Origin of the sequence: Pseudonocardia acidicola (genome assembly GCF_012911935.1) — a bacterium.
Lineage (GTDB): Bacteria > Actinomycetota > Actinomycetes > Mycobacteriales > Pseudonocardiaceae > Pseudonocardia > Pseudonocardia acidicola.
In genome coordinates this window covers 1-15,065 of sequence record NZ_JAAXLA010000013.1, presented here as the reverse complement: position 1 = coordinate 15,065, position 15,065 = coordinate 1, and the positions used below count along the sequence as shown (strand labels likewise).

14 protein-coding genes are annotated in these 15,065 nt (G+C 72.4%); 5 read left to right on the top strand and 9 right to left on the bottom strand.

The features are described 5' to 3' along the window. Positions 1-78: 78 nt before the first annotated feature. Together HF526_RS09405 and HF526_RS09400 are read left to right on the top strand one after the other, a co-directional pair. The gene (locus HF526_RS09405) at positions 79-1,320 is read left to right on the top strand and encodes an MFS transporter (RefSeq protein ID WP_338051380.1); all 1,242 of its coding nucleotides are present in this window, start codon (positions 79-81) and stop codon (positions 1,318-1,320) included. 137 nt (positions 1,321-1,457) lie between these two features. Next, a complete protein-coding gene (locus HF526_RS09400) occupies positions 1,458-2,069 on the top strand; it encodes a CBS domain-containing protein (RefSeq protein ID WP_169380976.1) in 612 nt (203 codons plus the stop codon). A 23-nt stretch (positions 2,070-2,092) separates the two neighbouring features. Here HF526_RS09400 and HF526_RS09395 read toward each other — a convergent pair whose 3' ends face one another. From HF526_RS09395 to HF526_RS09375, 5 genes are all read right to left on the bottom strand, one after another. Then, positions 2,093-2,542 (bottom strand): pyridoxamine 5'-phosphate oxidase family protein, encoded by a 450-nt coding sequence (locus tag HF526_RS09395; protein ID WP_169380975.1) that lies wholly within the window; start codon positions 2,540-2,542, stop codon positions 2,093-2,095. A gap of 140 nt (positions 2,543-2,682) precedes the next feature. Continuing rightward, positions 2,683-6,117, bottom strand: a complete 3,435-nt coding sequence (gene cydD / locus HF526_RS09390; protein WP_169380974.1) for a thiol reductant ABC exporter subunit CydD — start codon at positions 6,115-6,117, stop codon at positions 2,683-2,685. Further along, positions 6,114-7,130, bottom strand: a complete 1,017-nt coding sequence (gene cydB / locus HF526_RS09385; protein WP_169380973.1) for a cytochrome d ubiquinol oxidase subunit II — start codon at positions 7,128-7,130, stop codon at positions 6,114-6,116. Before cydB ends, cydD begins: the two co-directional genes overlap by 4 nt. 13 nt (positions 7,131-7,143) lie before the next feature. Next, complete coding sequence (locus HF526_RS09380) at positions 7,144-8,544, bottom strand: cytochrome ubiquinol oxidase subunit I (RefSeq protein WP_169380972.1); 1,401 nt, start codon at positions 8,542-8,544, stop codon at positions 7,144-7,146. Positions 8,545-8,995: 451 nt separating this feature from the next. Next, positions 8,996-9,658 carry a response regulator gene (locus HF526_RS09375; protein ID WP_169380971.1) on the bottom strand — a complete coding sequence of 221 codons (663 nt, stop codon included), beginning with the start codon at positions 9,656-9,658 and terminating at the stop codon, positions 8,996-8,998. Positions 9,659-10,015: 357 nt separating this feature from the next. Here HF526_RS09375 and HF526_RS09370 point away from each other — a divergent pair, with 357 nt between their 5' ends. Beyond that, a complete protein-coding gene (locus HF526_RS09370) occupies positions 10,016-10,621 on the top strand; it encodes a DoxX family protein (RefSeq protein WP_169380970.1) in 606 nt (201 codons plus the stop codon). Between the two features lie 69 nt (positions 10,622-10,690). Here the strand turns inward: HF526_RS09370 and HF526_RS09365 are convergent, their stop codons facing one another. Beyond that, on the bottom strand, positions 10,691-11,368 hold the full coding sequence (locus tag HF526_RS09365) for a TetR/AcrR family transcriptional regulator (protein WP_169380969.1): 678 nt from the start codon (positions 11,366-11,368) through the stop codon (positions 10,691-10,693). An 85-nt stretch (positions 11,369-11,453) separates the two neighbouring features. Here HF526_RS09365 and HF526_RS09360 point away from each other — a divergent pair, with 85 nt between their 5' ends. Next, a complete protein-coding gene (locus HF526_RS09360) occupies positions 11,454-12,398 on the top strand; it encodes an aldo/keto reductase (RefSeq protein ID WP_169380968.1) in 945 nt (314 codons plus the stop codon). A 144-nt stretch (positions 12,399-12,542) separates the two neighbouring features. On the opposite strand, the gene HF526_RS09355 is transcribed toward HF526_RS09360, so the two are convergent. Then, entirely contained in the window at positions 12,543-12,923 is a 381-nt protein-coding gene (locus tag HF526_RS09355) for a hypothetical protein (RefSeq protein WP_169380967.1), read from the bottom strand. Positions 12,924-12,968: 45 nt separating this feature from the next. Between HF526_RS09355 and HF526_RS09350 the strand changes: the two genes are divergently transcribed. Further along, positions 12,969-13,280, top strand: coding sequence for a hypothetical protein (locus HF526_RS09350; protein ID WP_169380966.1), 312 nt, complete (start codon positions 12,969-12,971; stop codon positions 13,278-13,280). Between the two features lie 61 nt (positions 13,281-13,341). Here the strand turns inward: HF526_RS09350 and HF526_RS09345 are convergent, their stop codons facing one another. Together HF526_RS09345 and HF526_RS09340 are read right to left on the bottom strand one after the other, a co-directional pair. Then, complete coding sequence (locus HF526_RS09345; RefSeq protein ID WP_169380965.1) at positions 13,342-13,737, bottom strand: VOC family protein; 396 nt, start codon at positions 13,735-13,737, stop codon at positions 13,342-13,344. Positions 13,738-14,601: 864 nt separating this feature from the next. Next, entirely contained in the window at positions 14,602-14,904 is a 303-nt protein-coding gene (locus tag HF526_RS09340) for a hypothetical protein (protein WP_169380964.1), read from the bottom strand. Positions 14,905-15,065: the final 161 nt, after the last annotated feature.

Sequence of the window (15,065 nt, the reverse complement as noted above, 5' to 3'; positions counted from 1 at the left end):
GATCACATACCCGGGCGCACGACCGTGGACGGCGAACGGAAATGCGCAGCGTCATACGGGCAGAAGAGGAGAAGCATCGTGACCAGACCAGCCGCGAAGGGGACACCACCGATCGCCGCGCCGTCGGTGCCGTCGCAGCCGCGCGCGGCGGCGATGCTCGCCATGGCCACGCTCGGCTTCGCGGTGACCTTCTGGGCCTGGGCGCTGCTGTCACCGCTGGGCGCGACCCTGCGCGAGCAACTGGCGCTCACCTCGGTTCAGCAGTCGCTGCTGGTGGCGGTGCCGGTCATCGTCGGGTCGCTGGGCCGGATCCCGGTCGGCGCACTCACCGACCGGCTGGGTGCCCGCCGGATGTTCCCGGCCGTCGCGCTGCTGACCGTCCTGCCGGTGCTCTACCTCGGTCACCTCGCCGACTCGCTGGCCGGCTACCTCGCCGGCGGCTTCTTCCTCGGCCTGGGTGGCACCACGTTCGCCATCGGCATCCCGTTCGTGAACTCCTGGTTCCCGCCGCACCGGCGCGGGCTGGCCCTGGGCATCTTCGGTGTGGGCATGGGTGGCACGGCGATCTCGGCGTTCTCCACCGTGCAGCTGGCGAGGGCGATCGGACCCAGCTTCCCGTTCGACCTGGTCGCGGCGGTCCTCGTGATCTACGCCGCGGCCGCCTACCTGCTGCTGCGTGACCGGCCCGACCGGCCCGTCGCTCCGGGGAGCATGCTGAACCGGCTCGCGACGTCGCTGAGCATGCCGGTGACGTGGGCGCTGTCGTTCCTCTACGCCGTGGCGTTCGGCGGCTTCGTGGCGTTCAGCGTGTACCTGCCCACCTACCTGACCAACGCCTATCACCTCGATCGCAGCGACGCGGCACTGCGGACCGCCGGCTTCGTCATCCTCGCCGTCGCCATGCGACCCGTCGGGGGCTGGCTGTCCGACCGTTTCCAGCCGGTCGCGGTCCTGGTCATCGCGTACGGCGCGGTCGCGCTACCGGCCCTGGTGGTTGCATTCGGGTTCCCGCTGATCCCGGTCGCGACGCTGGCCTTCCTCGGTATGGCCGCCGCACTCGGTGTCGGCACCGGCGCGGTCTTCGCGCTCGTCGCCCGGTTGGTGGTGCCCGAGCGGGTCGGGGCCGTGACCGGAGTGGTCGGTGCCGCGGGTGGGCTCGGTGGCTTCTTCCCACCGCTGGTCATGGGCCTCGCCTACGGCGTGCGGGGTGACTACACGCTCGGGTTCCTCCTGCTGGTGGCCACGGCCACGGCGGCGGGCCTGTTCACCGCGTCGGTCGTGCGCCGCCGAGCCGAGCAGGTGCCGGCGGCCGCCGGCTGATGAGCCCGCCGGGCCGTCCGGTCCCTGTTCCCCGGGGCCACGGTGGCGGAAGCCCCGTGCATCGGGGCCGGAGGGCTCCTGCCTGCCCCGCCCGGCGCTCGTAGCGTCGAGCCGGCAGCAAGTACAGGAGGACGTCGATGCGCGTGCGTGAGGTCATGTCCAGTCCCGCGGTGGTCGTGGCACCCGGTACACCGGTGAAGCAGGCGGCGCTGACACTGGCCGAGAACGCATTCACCTGCCTGCCGGTGGTCGACGCCGACGGCGGCCTCGTCGGGCTGGTCGGCGAGCCGGACCTGCTGGCCGACCGGTTCCCGCCGGACCCCCGGATCCCGGGGCCCCGCCCCTCGGTGCACGACCCCGCGAAGACCGTCGGCGACGTCATGCACACCGACGTGCTCGTCGCGCACCCGCAGGAGGGCGTCGCCGACCTGGTCACCGTGCTGCGGCTGGCCGGAGTCCGCGCGGTGCCGGTCGTCGACGACGGCACCGTGGTCGGCGTGGTCACCTACCGCGACCTGGTCCGGGCGCTGGCCCGCGACGATGCGCTCATCGCCGCCGATGTCACCCGTCGGCTGGGGTGTTACGCCGGGCCCGACCACTGGGCGGTCGCGGTGTCCGACGGCGAGGTCACCCTGACCGGAGAGGAGCGCGACCCGGTCGAGCGGCGCACCGCCCAGCTGATCGCCGAGGCGGTCATCGGGGTCACCTGCGTCCACTTCGCCGATTCCGTGGCGGCCGCTCGAGGCTGAGCCGCGCCCCGGCCGGAGATCGTTCAGTAGTACAGGCCGAGGTAACCGCGAGGGTCGAACGCGAATCGGATCCCGTCCGCGCCGACCCGGCGCCCGGTGATGTGTTCGGGGAGGACCTGAACCCACAGGGGTTTGTCGCCCGGGGCGATCGGGGTGATTCCCAGCCGCTCCAGGCGAGCCACCTCATCTGGATCATCGGTGTCGGGAACCGAGACCGTGCCGAGCACCAGAACGCTCCACGCCGCGTCCCCGGAGGATTCGATCTGATCGGCCTGGAACGAGACGTTCGCATACTGCGATGCGTCGAACTTCGTCCCGGGACTCGTGCGGAACGTGACGAGGTTGTCGTCGAGCGCGTAATTGACGGGGAAGATGAGGGGATAGCGGCCGACCATGACACCGAGGCGCCCAATCGTGGAGCGGGCGAGCAGACGCAAGCACTCTTCCGGGGTCAACGTCTCGAAGCCGCCCATGCCGCCACCTCTCGATCACTGACCGATGCCGGGAGCGGGTTTCACACCCCCTGGTCGGTACCGTCGTCCTGAGCAGAGCCTCACGGCCCGCCGATGACCACGGCAGAGGCATTGGGCCCGGGCCGGGTCGGCTCCGGCACTCAGCTGCCGGACAGCTGGAGGACGGGGCCGGGCGGCCGGGCAGCCGCCGGGCGGGCGTGGCCGAGCCGGACCTGCGGCAACCCGGGGGTCTGCTCCGGCCGGTGGGTGACGACGAGCGCGGTCCGCCCGGCCGTGGCTGCGAGCAGTTCGGCGGCCAGCGCGTCGCCGGTGGCCGCGTCGAGATGGGCTGTGGGCTCGTCGAACAGCATGATCGGCCGGTCCGCGAGCAGCGCGCGGGCCACCCCGATGCGCTGGCGCTCGCCGCCGGAGACCGTGCCGCCGTGCTCCCCGATCCTGGTGTCCAGGCCGTCGGGTAGCCGGGCCAGCCAATCGCCGAGCCGGGTCCGGTGCAGCGCCGCGATGAGCTCGGCGTCGCCGGCGTGCGGCGCGGCGAGCTGCAGGTTCGCCCGCAGTGTGCTGTCGAACAAATGGGTGTGCGGGCCACACCAGGCGATGCCGCGGCGCAGTTCGTCGCCGGTGAGGTCGTGGACGTCGCGGCCGTCGGCGAGCAGCCGGCCGGCGCTGGGATCGAGGGTGCGCAGCAGCGCCGCGACGACCGTCGACTTCCCGGCCCCGGACGGTCCGGTCAGTGCGATCCGCCGGCTCCCGCCCAGCTGCAGGTCCACGTGCTGCACGGCGTCGCTGGCGGCCCCGGGCCAGCGCACCGCGAGGTCGTGTGCGGCGAGTGCGGCCGGCGGGGCCACACCGGCGGGGACGGCGGGTTCCCGGACGGGGGCGGGCCGTCGTTCCAGCTCTGCGAGCCGCCGGGCTGCCGGGCGGGCCCCGATCAACCGCAGCGCGGCGTCGGGCAGGCCGACGACGACGTCAGCGGTGGCGAGCGGGGTCAGGGCGAGCACGGCGAGGGCCGGACCGGGCAGCAGGCCCGCCCGGAGGGCGGCGACGCCGAGCGCGGTGGTGGCCACCGAGGTGACGCCCACGGCGAGCACACCCACGCCGGCGCCGAGCCCACGGGCGGTGGCCGCCCGCCGCAGCAGCCCGCCGAGGTGGCCGTCGGCGGCGGTGAGCCCGTCGCGGTAGCGGGTGTCGGCGCCGAAGGCGAGCAGGTCCGGGGCCGCGTCGAGCAGTTCGACGGTGCGGGCGAGCACCTCTCCGCGGGCCGCGGCGGTGGTCCGCTCGGTCCGGCGGGCCGCCCATACGGCGAGCGCCGGTGCGCCGATCCCCGCGACGACCAGGCCGAGTGCCGTCGCCACCCCGGCGGCGGGCAGCAGCAACCCGAGCCCGACGCTCACGCCGAGGCCCACGACAGCCGCCGACGCGGCGGGCAGCACGGTGCGGACCAGCACGTCCTGCTGGGCGTCGACGTCGCCGACGAGGCGGGCCAGCAGTTCGCCGCGGCGCAGCCGGGCGGTGGCCGCCGGACCGAGCCGGACCAGCGCCTCCCAGACCCGTACCCGCAGTGCGCTGGCGGTGCGCAACGCGGCGTCGTGGGACACCAGTCGTTCGGCGTAGCGCAGCACGCCCTTGCCGATCCCGAACGCGCGGACCGCGACGATGGCGACCATCAGGGTCAGCACCGGTGGGTGCAGCGCGGCGGTGGAGATCAGCCAGGCCGAGGTGGCGGTCAGCGCGACGCCGCAGCCGAGAGCGGCGCTGCCGAGCAGGACCGCGAGCGCGAGCCGCCACCACTGGGCCCGGGCGGCGGTGAGTGTCCGGCGCAGGGCACCCGCAGGGCCGGCGGGTTCGGGGGGACCGGGTGGCGGGCCCGCCGCCACCCGGTCCCCGGGGGCCGACCGAGACCACGGGACCACCACCCCGGTCGCGGTCGTGGTCATGGGGGCCGCGTCGGCGGTGGAACCGGTGCGGTCGGCGAGATCGATCACCCGGTCGCAGCGGGCGAGGACCTCGGGCCGGTGGCTGACGAGCACGGTGGTGCGTCCGGCGGTGACGGCGGGCAGCGCGGAGAGGATCGCGGCCTCGGTGTCGGCGTCGACGCCCTCGGTCGGTTCGTCGAGCAGCAGCAACGGCCGGTCGGCGAGGACGGCGCGGGCGAGTGCCACCCGGCGGCGCTGGCCGGTGGACAGCCCGGCCCCGTCCTCCCCGAGGGATGTCTCGAGTGCGACGTCCAGCGCGGCCGCCCGGGCGGCGTCGCGGACCCGGGCCGGGTCGGCGGTGGGGTCGGCGAGCCGGATGTTGTCCGCGACCGTGCCGGCCAGCAGCACCGGCCGTTGCGGAACCCAGGCGATCCGGCTCAGCCACGCGGCCCGGTCGACGTCGGCGAGGTCGGTCGCACCCACGGTGACCTGGCCGGCGTCCGGTGTCCGCAGCCCGAGCAGCAGATCGAGCACCGTGGACTTGCCGCAGCCGCTGGGGCCCCGCAGACCCAGCACGGTGCCGGGTGTCAGCACCAGATCGAGGCCGTCGAGCACCGGCCCGCCGCGGCCGTCGACGCGGACTTCGCGCAGCCGGACCGGGACGCGGGACGGATCGGGCGGGCCCGCCGTGGCCGGGCGCACGCGGTCCGGGGTCTCCAGCACGGCGAACACCTCGGCAGCGGCGGCGAGGCCCTCGGCGGAGTCGTGGAACCGGGCGCCGACCGCGCGCAGCGGCAGGTAGACCTCCGGGGCGAGGACCAGCACGAGCAGCGCGGTACCGAGATCGAGCCTGCCCTCCACCAGCCGCAGCCCGATCGACACCGCGACCAGCGCGACCGAGAGGGTGGCGAGCAACTCGAGGGTGAGCGCGGAGAGGAAGGCCACCCGCAGGGTGCGCATGGTCGCCTGCCGATGGTTCTCCGCGAGCGCCCGCAGCCGCTCGGTCTGCCGCCGGGCCCGGCCGAACGCCACGAGGACATCGAGCCCGGCGACCAGGTCGAGGAAGTGGTGGCCGAGCACGGCGAGGGTGCGCCACTGCCGGCGGGTGGAGCGCTCGGTGTGCAGCCCGATGAGAATCATGAAGATCGGGATGAGTGGCACGGTGAGCCCGATGATCAGCCCGGAGAGCCAGTCGGCGAACAGGATCCGGCCGGCCACCACCGCCGGTACCACCGCGGCGACGAGCAGCGTCGGCAGGTAGCGACTGAAGTAGCCCTCCAGCCCGTCGAGTCCGCGGGTGGCCAGCGTGGCCAGCTCCCCGCCCGGTGGCAGGGTGCGCCGGCGCGGTCCCAGGGCCAGCACGTGCCCCACGAGCCGGGTGCGCAGCTGACGGATCACGTCGGCCGCGGCGCGGTGTGCCGAGGCCTCCCCGGCCCAGGCGAGCGCGGCCCGGCCGGCGACCACGACGAGCAGCCCGATGAGCAGCGGGCTCAGCTCGGCGAGCCCGGCACCACCGAGGAACGCGCGCTCGATGCCGGCCGAGAGCAACTGCGCCTGCACCAGCACCAGCAGCGCGGTCGCGACGGCGATGCCGGCGCAGACGATGATGAAGGTCCGGGTCGCCCGGGCGTGCCGCAGCAGCCGGGGGTCGAGCGGTCTCATCGAGCGGGCAGGCCGGCGGCGGCCGGGATGTCGTGGCGGCCGATCCGTCGCCGGAACACCCAGAACGTCCAGGCCTGGTAGCACAGCACGATCGGGGTGAACACGACCGCGACCCAGGTCATGATCGTCAACGTGTAGGGGGTGGACGCGGCGTTGACGATGGTGAGGCTGTAGGCCGGGTCGGTGCTCGAGGGGAGCACGTCGGGATACAGCGAGCCGAACAGGGTGACGGTGACGGCCACGATCGCCAGTGCGGTGAGCACGAACGCCCAGCCCTCGCGGCCCCGGCCCACCGCGACCGTGCCGGCGACGAGCGCTGCTGCTGCGACGACGACCGCGGCGAGGGTCCAGCCGTGCCCGTGCGCCGCCTGCGTCCACAGCAGGAACGCGCCCCCGATCACCACCGCGAGGACGCCCGCGCGCTTGGCCAGGCCGGCAGCGTGCGCGTGCACCTCGCCGGTGGTCTTCAGGGTGAGGAAGACCGCCCCGTGCAGGGTGAACAGCAGCAGCGTGGCCAGCCCGCCCAGCAGGGCGTAGGGGTTGAGCAGGGTCAGCAGCGATCCGGTGAACTCGTGGGCGGCGTTCAGCGGGACGCCCTGCACGATGTTGGCGAACGCGACACCCCACAGCAGGGCCGGTACCAGGGAGCCGACGGCGATCGCGATGTCCCAGTTGCGCCGCCACCGGTCACTGTCGATCTTGCCGCGATACTCGAACGCGACACCGCGCAGGATCAGCGCGACCAGGATCAGCAGCAGTGCGAGGTAGAAGCCGGAGAACAGGCTCGCGTACCACTCCGGGAAGGCGGCGAAGGTGGCGCCGCCGGCGACGAGCAGCCAGACCTCGTTGCCGTCCCAGACCGGGCCGATGGTGTTGATGGCGACGCGGCGGTCGGTCTCGGTGCGGCCGACCACCGGCAGCAGGATCCCGACCCCGAAGTCGAAGCCCTCCAGGACGAAGTAGCCGGTCCAGAGCACGGCGATCAGCAGGAACCACACCATGTTCAGTGTCATGTCCGGGCTCCTTCTAGTAGGCGACGGCCAGCGGCAGCGGCTCGCCGGTGTCCTCGGCCGGTTCGGTGGGGGTGGGTGGTGGCGGCCCCGCAGCGGCGTAGCGGGCCATCAGCATGACTTCGATCATCGCGAGGGCCCCGTAGAGCAGGGTGAACACGATCAGTGAGGTGAGTACGGTGCCGGACGTGACGGTGGGGGAGACCCCGTCGGCGGTGCGCAGCGTGCCGTAGACCACCCAGGGCTGCCGGCCCACCTCGGTGAAGATCCAGCCCACGCTGTTGGCCAGGAACGGGAGCACCAGCGCCGCGAAGGCGGCGGCGAAGAACCAGCGCGGGACCGGGCGCCGGGCGCGGCGGCGGGTCAGCCACAGCCCGACCAGCGCGACCAACCCGGCGAGCAGGCCGAACCCGATCATGAACCGGAACGTCCAGTAGGTCACCGGGATGGCGGGGGTGTAGTCGCCGGGGCCGAAGGCCGCGACCTCGGCGGCCTGCACATTGTTGATGCCCTCGACCGGCTGGCTGAAGTCTCCGTGGGCCAGGAACGACAACAGCCCGGGGACGCGGATGGAATACACCTCGGCGCGACCGTCCAGGCTGCCGATGGTGAACAGCGAGAACGAGGCGGGGCCGGAAGTGTTGTAGATCGCCTCCGCGGCGGCCATCTTCATCGGCTGCTGTGCCGTCATCAGCCGGGCCTGCAGGTCGCCGGTGACGAGGACGCCGATGGTCGCGATGACCACCGTGGCCAGGGCGAGCCGCATCGAGGGGCGGAACACCTCGGTGTGCTGGCCGCGCCCGAGGTGCCAGGCGCTGATCGCCATCACGAACACCCCGGCGGTGACGAAGGACGCGGTGATCGTGTGCGTGAAGGCGCCGACCGCGGTGGAATTGGTGAGCACGGCACTGAAGTCGCGCAGCTCCGCGCGGCCGCTGGCGCTGTTGACCACCGAGCCGACGGGGTGCTGCATCCAGGAGTTCGCCGCGAGGATGAAGTAGGCCGACAGCACGGTGCCGATCGAGGCCATCCAGATGCAGGCCAGGTGCACGCGCTTGGGCAGCCGGTCCCAGCCGAAGATCCACAGTCCGAGGAAGGTGGACTCGAGGAAGAACGCGAGCAGCCCCTCGATGGCCAGCGGGGCGCCGAAGACGTCCCCGACGAAGCGGCTGTAGGCGCTCCAGTTCATCCCGAACTGGAATTCCTGCACGATGCCGGTGACCACGCCCATCGCGAAGTTGATCAGGAAGAGCTTGCCCCAGAACTTCGTCATCCGCAGGTAGCGGTCGTCCCCGGTGCGGACCCACGCGGTCTGCATGCCGGCGACGAGCATGGACAGCCCGATGGTGAGCGGCACGAACAGGAAGTGGTACACGGTGGTGATGGCGAACTGCCACCGTGCGAGGTCGAGGTTCATTGCTCCTCCGTCGGCGTCCGCCGGCCACCCGCGTACGCCCGTTCGGCGCCGCGCGGCCCGGCCGTCACAGCGTCGCGTCGCGGGTCGCCGCGCGGGAGGGCCGAGGGACCCCTCGAACCGGGAAGTCGATCAGTGCGGGTGGCGCCGAGGGCCCGGTCCGGTCCGGGACTTCGGGCCCTATCCCGCGCGTGCGGCGGCCCTCAGCAGTGGGCAGCTGTGTCCACGGTGAACCGGACGAACAGCAGCCCGTGTCCGGCCATGACCGCGACCAGGAGTCCCCGCCCGAGGGCGGGACCGCGCAGGTGCCGGGTTCCCGGGCGGGGGCGGGCTGCCGGAGACGAGGTCGACGACACCATGGAGGTTCCTTCGGTAGGGGTCCGAGGGCGGTCGCAGCCCCCTCCCCGTCAGCGTCCCGGACGCCGGAACCGTGCATCTCGGGCCGAAAGTCACCTCACGCCGGGCCGGGCCGGCCCTCCGCATGCCGCCGTTCGGTGGCGTAGACCGCGGCCTCGGTGCGGCGGGCGAAGCCGAGCTTGCGCAACAGCGACGACACGTAGTTCTTCACCGTCTTCTCCGCCAGGTACATCTCGGCACCGATCTGCCGGTTCGTCAGCCCGTCGGCGATCAGATCCAGGATGCGCTGTTCCTGTGGCGTCAGCGAGGCGTACCGCGGGTCGACGGGTTCGTCACCCTTTCGCAGCCGCTCCATCACCTGCGCTGTGGCCCTCGGATCCAGCAGCGACCCGCCGCCGGCGACGGTGCGCACCGCTCCGATCAGATCCACCCCGGCGACCTGCTTGAGCAGGTACCCCGACGCGCCGGCCATGATCGCTCCGAACAGTGCTTCGTCGTCGGAGTACGAGGTCAGCATCAGGCAGGCCGGGGCCGGGTCCACCGCGGACCGTACTTCCCGGCACACCGCCACGCCCTCGCCGTCGGGCAGCCGGACATCCAGGATCGCCACGTCCGGGCGCAGCGCGGGGATCCGGGCCAACGCCTGTGCCGCGGTACCGGCTTCGCCGACCACCTCGATGTCGTCCTGGGTCTCCAGCAGTTGCGCGATGCCGCGCCGCACGACCTCGTGGTCGTCGAGCAGAAAAACCGAGATGGTCATGGCATCCGACCTCCTGTTCGCCCGAGTGGAAGATACCCAGGGGAGAAAGCGGGGCACAGTGCTCGGACCGTTGAGGGCAGTCGCCGCGGGCGAGAGGCCGGTTGCGCGGCCACCGCATCCTCGGCACCCGCAACCGATGCCGAGGATGCGGTGTAGGACGCCTGGTTGACATGGGCGGGGGCCGACCGCTGTCAGGTGGCCGATCCCACGGCGTACCTGCTGACGCCGCGGGAGGCGGCTGCGCGGCCGGGACCGGACGCGGGTCCGGTGATCCACGAGGGAGCGGCAGGCGCGGACGCATGAACGCTTGCGGCATGGGCATCCCGCATGGCGAAGCGTCGGGGAAGGGAGTCACCCATGGGGTTCACGCCAGCGCAGAATCTCGGCCTGCTCACGCTGCGCGCCGGCGTCGGGGGAGTGCTGTTCGCCCACGGTGCGCAGAAGCTGTTCGGGTGGTTCGGTGGCCATGGGATCGAGGGAACCGCGGGCGCCTTCGACCAGATGGGGTTCCAGCCGGGTCGCGTCAACGCGATGGCCGCGGGGGTCGCCGAGGCGGGTGGGGGCACCCTGATCGCGCTCGGGCTGGCCACTCCGGCCGCCGGCTCGGTCGCGGCGGGCACCATGATCGCGGCCGCATCGGTACACGCCCCCAACGGCTTCTTCGCCGCCGATGGCGGATACGAGTACCCGGCCCTGCTCGGCCTGTCGTCGGCTGCGCTGTCCCTGACCGGGCCGGGGGACTGGTCTCTGGACGCGGCGCTGCGGAACCGGCTGAACCGGCCATGGATGGCGGGAGCCGGGTTGCTGGTGTCCTCAGTGCTCTCGGCGGTGCTCGTTCGGCGTCGGCGCCGCGCGATCGCAGCCCGGCAGGCCGTGCCGGCAGACAACCCGGCCACTCCAGCGGTGGCAACGAGCCCCGCTCCCACCACGGATCGCAGCACGGGAGCAGCGTCCACCGGCTGAACCGCCGACCCCGGCGCTGAGCCCAGGGCCGTCGTCACGCGGGTTCCCGAGGAGATGTCGCGGTGATCGTCAGCTACCCGCGCCGCCGCCACGGAACCCGCCGCCGGCCGCTGTCGTGGGCTGGGACCGGCCGGCCGTCTTCGGCCGCAGCGCGTCCACGACGAGGTCGAGCAGCCGTCCGGCCTGCTCCGGGGTGTCGCTGGCCGCGGTGGTGAGGAAGACTCCCAGCAGTATCGCGGTGACGTCCTCCGGGTCGACGTCGGCGCGGAGCGAGCCCGCTTCGGCTCCGCTCGCGAGGATCGTGCCGATCGCGGCGGTGATGCGTTCCCGCGTGGTCGGTGTGGCGATCCGCCCCGAGGTCCAGCCGGCGCGAAGCGTGTCGACCATCCCGCGCTTCGTCGCGATGAACGCGGCGTAACGCTCCATCCACACCCGGAGCGCCGCCGCCGGCGGGAACTCCTGGAGCAGGGCGGGAACGCTGCCGGTGACGTCGTCCAGTTCGGCGGCGTACACGGCCTCCACCAGGGCCTCGCGGGTCGGGAAGTGGCGGTACAGCGTGCCGATCCCGACGCCTGCCTCGCGGGCGATGCCTTCGAGCGAGACGGTGTCGTCTGTGGCCGCGAACGCGGCCCGGGCGACCTGGACGAGCTTGTCGCGGTTGCGCAGCGCGTCGGCGCGGGGCGCACGGGCGCCGCGCGGCTTCGCCCCGGGGTTCGTTCCGGGAGATGTCGGGTTGGCGGGCTTCAAAGCGGAGGAACCTCCGATAAGAGTGCTACTTTCGTGGACCGGAGGAGCCTCCGCTTATCTCATCGTCTCATGAGGATGGGCCCCCATGACCTCGAACACCACGCCCGCCCCGAACGACACGGCGACCGGCGCCCCGCGGGCCGGCGGCGCCGGACAACTCGGCGGCCTGACGGTTTCCCGCATCGGCTACGGCGCGATGCAGCTGGAGCGCCTGCACGCCGACCGCGACGCCGCGATCGTCCTCCTGCGCCGCGCGGTGGAGCTCGGCGTCGACCACGTCGACACGGCCCAGTTCTACGGCGACGGTTTCGTCAACGGTGTCATCCGCGACGCGTTCCGCCCCGGGGACGGCGTCGTGGTCGTCAGCAAGGTCGGTGCTGACCCCGACCCCGGCGGCCCCATCCCGCTCCGGCCCGCACAGCGGCCCGAGCAGCTGCGGGCGAGCGTCGAGGACAACCTCAAGAGCCTCGGCCTCGACCAGATCCCGGTGGTGAATCTGCGCCGCCTGGACACCGGGCCTGGCCTGCGGGCCGAGGGTGACCAGGTGGTCGACCTCGACGACCAGCTCGCGGTGATGACCGCGCTGCGGGACGAGGGCAAGATCGGCGCGCTCGGCCTGAGCAGCGTCACCCCGGACGGGCTGCGCCGGGCAATCCCGGCCGGCGTCGCCTGCGTCCAGAACGCCTACAGCCTGGTCTCGCGCGGAGACGAGGAGATGCTCCGGCTCTGCACCGGCCAAGGAATCGCGTGGATGCCGTTCTTCCCGCTCGGCGGCGCCTTCCCCGGCATGCCGAAGGTGGCCGACGATCCGGCCGTCCGCGTCGCCGCGCGGTCCCTCGGCTGCACCCCGTCGCAGGTCGGCCTGGCCTGGCTGCTGCACCGCGCCCCGAACGTGCTGCTCATCCCGGGCACCGCGAGCCCCGCCCACCTCGAGGCGAACGTCGCTGCCGGAACGATCGAACTCGACGACACCGCCATGGCCGCGCTGGATGCCGCCGAGTCGCGGTCCACCGACGTCGCGCTCGGCTGATGGGCTTGCCGGGACTGTTGTGGGAGGCTGGGTGCCGGCAGCGGCCGGCGGGTCAGCACTGTCGTCGGCTGGGCTCGTGAGCCCTGGGCTCAGATCGTGCGCCCGCTGTCGCGAAGAGATCGGGACACCCGGAACTGCTCAGGTTCAGTGAGGCATCCGGTCAGCCGCGGCGGACGACGCCAACGCCTGGAGGGCGGCCATGCCCGGCGTCAGCTTGTCCGGGCTGCTCGTCGCCGGGTACAGCTCGTTACCAGGGCCGAGCAGCCCGTGGCCCTCGAAGTACACCATCGGCGTGGTCCGGGCCAGGACCGCTTCCTCGCTGATCGCCGCCGCCATCGTCCGTGCGTCGGACGGATCCGGCAGGACGTGCACCTTGTCCGAACTGACGCCGCACCGTTCGGTGAAGCTGCGTCGCCGGGCCTCGAGGGTGGGGGCGACCGCCGGTACCGAGGACAACGTCGGACCGGTATGGGTGCCGGTCCCGATCAGGAGAACGCGGACTCCCTCACCCGTCAGATCGGTCACGAACGCCCTGGCGGGCTGGACTCGTCCCTCCCGCCCTCCAACTCCGTGATCAGCCGAGCCAGTTCGGCCCTGAGCTCACCGGCGTCGCGGTTGCGTATCCGCTTGGCCGAGACCTCTGCGCCACTTCCCACCGAGCAGGTGCTGCTCCGGGCCATCCTGAAGGAGCTGCTCCTCCAGCTTCGCGAGGAAGCCGATCAGCTCGCCCGCGACGGCGATCCGGCCACAGCGCTGTTCACGCTCTTCACCGACCCCGTCGCCGCGCCACCGCCCGCAACACCGGCATCGACCTACTGGCCGATGCCGGCACGAGCATGCCCGTCGACGGAACCGACGGCCGTCAGCCCTCAGCCCTGTTGAACACTTCTCACTGAAGCTGAACGTGCCGCCGGTGCCGCCGCTCGCCTCGGGCGGGTTCGTCTCAGCGGACCTCGACCACCATCAGCGTGTTGGCCTCCGGATCACGCAACCAGAACAGCGGTGGGACAGGACCTCCCATCCGGCTGACCTCGGCGTCGACGTCGACGCCCCCTGCCTTCAGTTGTGCGTGGTAGGCGTCGATGTCATCGGTCTGCAAGCTGATCCCGGTCTGCCGACCGCCGACCTGCCCGTCCGGCCCCGGCGGGCACAGCGCGATCACGGTGTCGGCGCCGGCCGGGGCGACCTCGACCCAGCGGTAGTCGCCGCCGAAGGGAACGTCGGAGCGCTTCTCCAGTCCGAGCCTCGCCGTGTAGAACTCGATCGCCCGGTCCACGTCCTCGACGAGGACGATGACGTTGGCGATCTTGCTGACGCCCGCGGTCGTGGTGCTGCTCATGAACTCCTCCTTGCCTGGGTTGACGGTTGTTCAGACCGTCGCGGGTAGCAGGACTCATCGCCGGCCCCCGGAGCGACCCCCGGGCCCTTCCGGTGAACGTGGTGTAGCCGCCGGCCGGGCGGGCCCGCTCCCCGCAACTGCACCCTCGGGCTGTTTCACGACCAGCACGACCCGGACCACGAGGCGACGACCGAACCGCGTCCTGGCTCTCTACGCGATCGCCGACCGCCGGGCCGCTCCCGGCCCGGCGGATCCGACCGTGGTCACCTGCCTGAGTTCGGCCCGCTGAACCTGCAGCCCCACTGCCTCCGGCGGTCGTTGGCCTGGTGCCGGCCGGCCGGCGGAGGCACTGGGCCGCCTCGGTGCCCGGCGCCGGCCCGGGCCGGCCCCCTCGACAGGACCGGCCATCCCGATCGGCGCCGGACGCGGCGGTCAGCAGACGAGGGTCTTGCGGTATTGCCCGAGGTTGTCGCGGTGCTCGAAGTCCTGCCCCGTACATGCTGCCTCGCGGTAACTGGTAGGCCGCGGTTCGCATCAGCTCGACGGTCGCGCCCTGCACCGCGATGTGGTCACGCGCCATGCTCCGCAGGCTGGCCTCGGTCGAGGTCCCTGCGACGACGGATCCGCCGGGGATCTCGACAGCGATGTCGACCGATCCCGGCGTCGGGTGGAAGAGCATGGATCGATGCCGGCTTCGCCCCTCGGGGAGCGGCAGGGCTGCGTGGCCGCGCGTGGCAAGGCGATCGGCCTTGGGACGGGAAGTGGCAAAGCCTCGATCGTCTCGGCGACTTGCCGCAAGGCGGCCGGAGGACTGCTCGGACCGACCTGTCCGGACAGGGAAGAGCAGTGCCTATCGGGCCGCGGTCATGGTGCGCCGTCGCGGCGAGGCAGCGGATCCTGGTCGACGACGATGGACCGATGATCACCGCGATGGCGCCCCACGAGGGCGAAAAGCTCTGCTTGGGTCTCCCGGCGCTCTCGCTGCGCGCGCTCGACCCCGCCCCAGACCAGTCCGAAGAAGAACTGGCACAGGAACAGGACGACGACGATCTTCACGGTGTCGAGACCGAGAAGGATCTTCGTCATGGCGAGCACGTTGAGCAGGAGCAATGCGTTCGCCAGTAACCAGCTGAGGGCCATCGCCAGCTTGCGCATGGATTCGTCCATGACCTCACCTTCCAGAGATGTCCGGCTACCGGGGGGCCACGTCCGCGGAGCTGGTGTATGAGATCGACTCCGCGTGATCTTGGTTGAGTTTATGCGGTCAGTGCCTCGGTTGGCGTGGTCGGCTCGCCGTCGGCCGAGGCGGGCTGTGCGGTGACGATGCG

Coding starts and splice junctions, on each gene's coding strand:
- HF526_RS09400 (WP_169380976.1), top strand. CDS start 1,458: ATGCGCGTGCGTGAGGTCATGTCCAGTCCCGCGGTGGTCGTGGCACCC.
- HF526_RS09395 (WP_169380975.1), bottom strand. CDS start 2,542: ATGGGCGGCTTCGAGACGTTGACCCCGGAAGAGTGCTTGCGTCTGCTC.
- cydD (WP_169380974.1), bottom strand. CDS start 6,117: ATGAGACCGCTCGACCCCCGGCTGCTGCGGCACGCCCGGGCGACCCGG.
- cydB (WP_169380973.1), bottom strand. CDS start 7,130: ATGACACTGAACATGGTGTGGTTCCTGCTGATCGCCGTGCTCTGGACC.
- HF526_RS09380 (WP_169380972.1), bottom strand. CDS start 8,544: ATGAACCTCGACCTCGCACGGTGGCAGTTCGCCATCACCACCGTGTAC.
- HF526_RS09375 (WP_169380971.1), bottom strand. CDS start 9,658: ATGACCATCTCGGTTTTTCTGCTCGACGACCACGAGGTCGTGCGGCGC.
- HF526_RS09370 (WP_169380970.1), top strand. CDS start 10,016: ATGGGGTTCACGCCAGCGCAGAATCTCGGCCTGCTCACGCTGCGCGCC.
- HF526_RS09360 (WP_169380968.1), top strand. CDS start 11,454: ATGACCTCGAACACCACGCCCGCCCCGAACGACACGGCGACCGGCGCC.
- HF526_RS09345 (WP_169380965.1), bottom strand. CDS start 13,737: ATGAGCAGCACCACGACCGCGGGCGTCAGCAAGATCGCCAACGTCATC.
- HF526_RS09340 (WP_169380964.1), bottom strand. CDS start 14,904: ATGGACGAATCCATGCGCAAGCTGGCGATGGCCCTCAGCTGGTTACTG.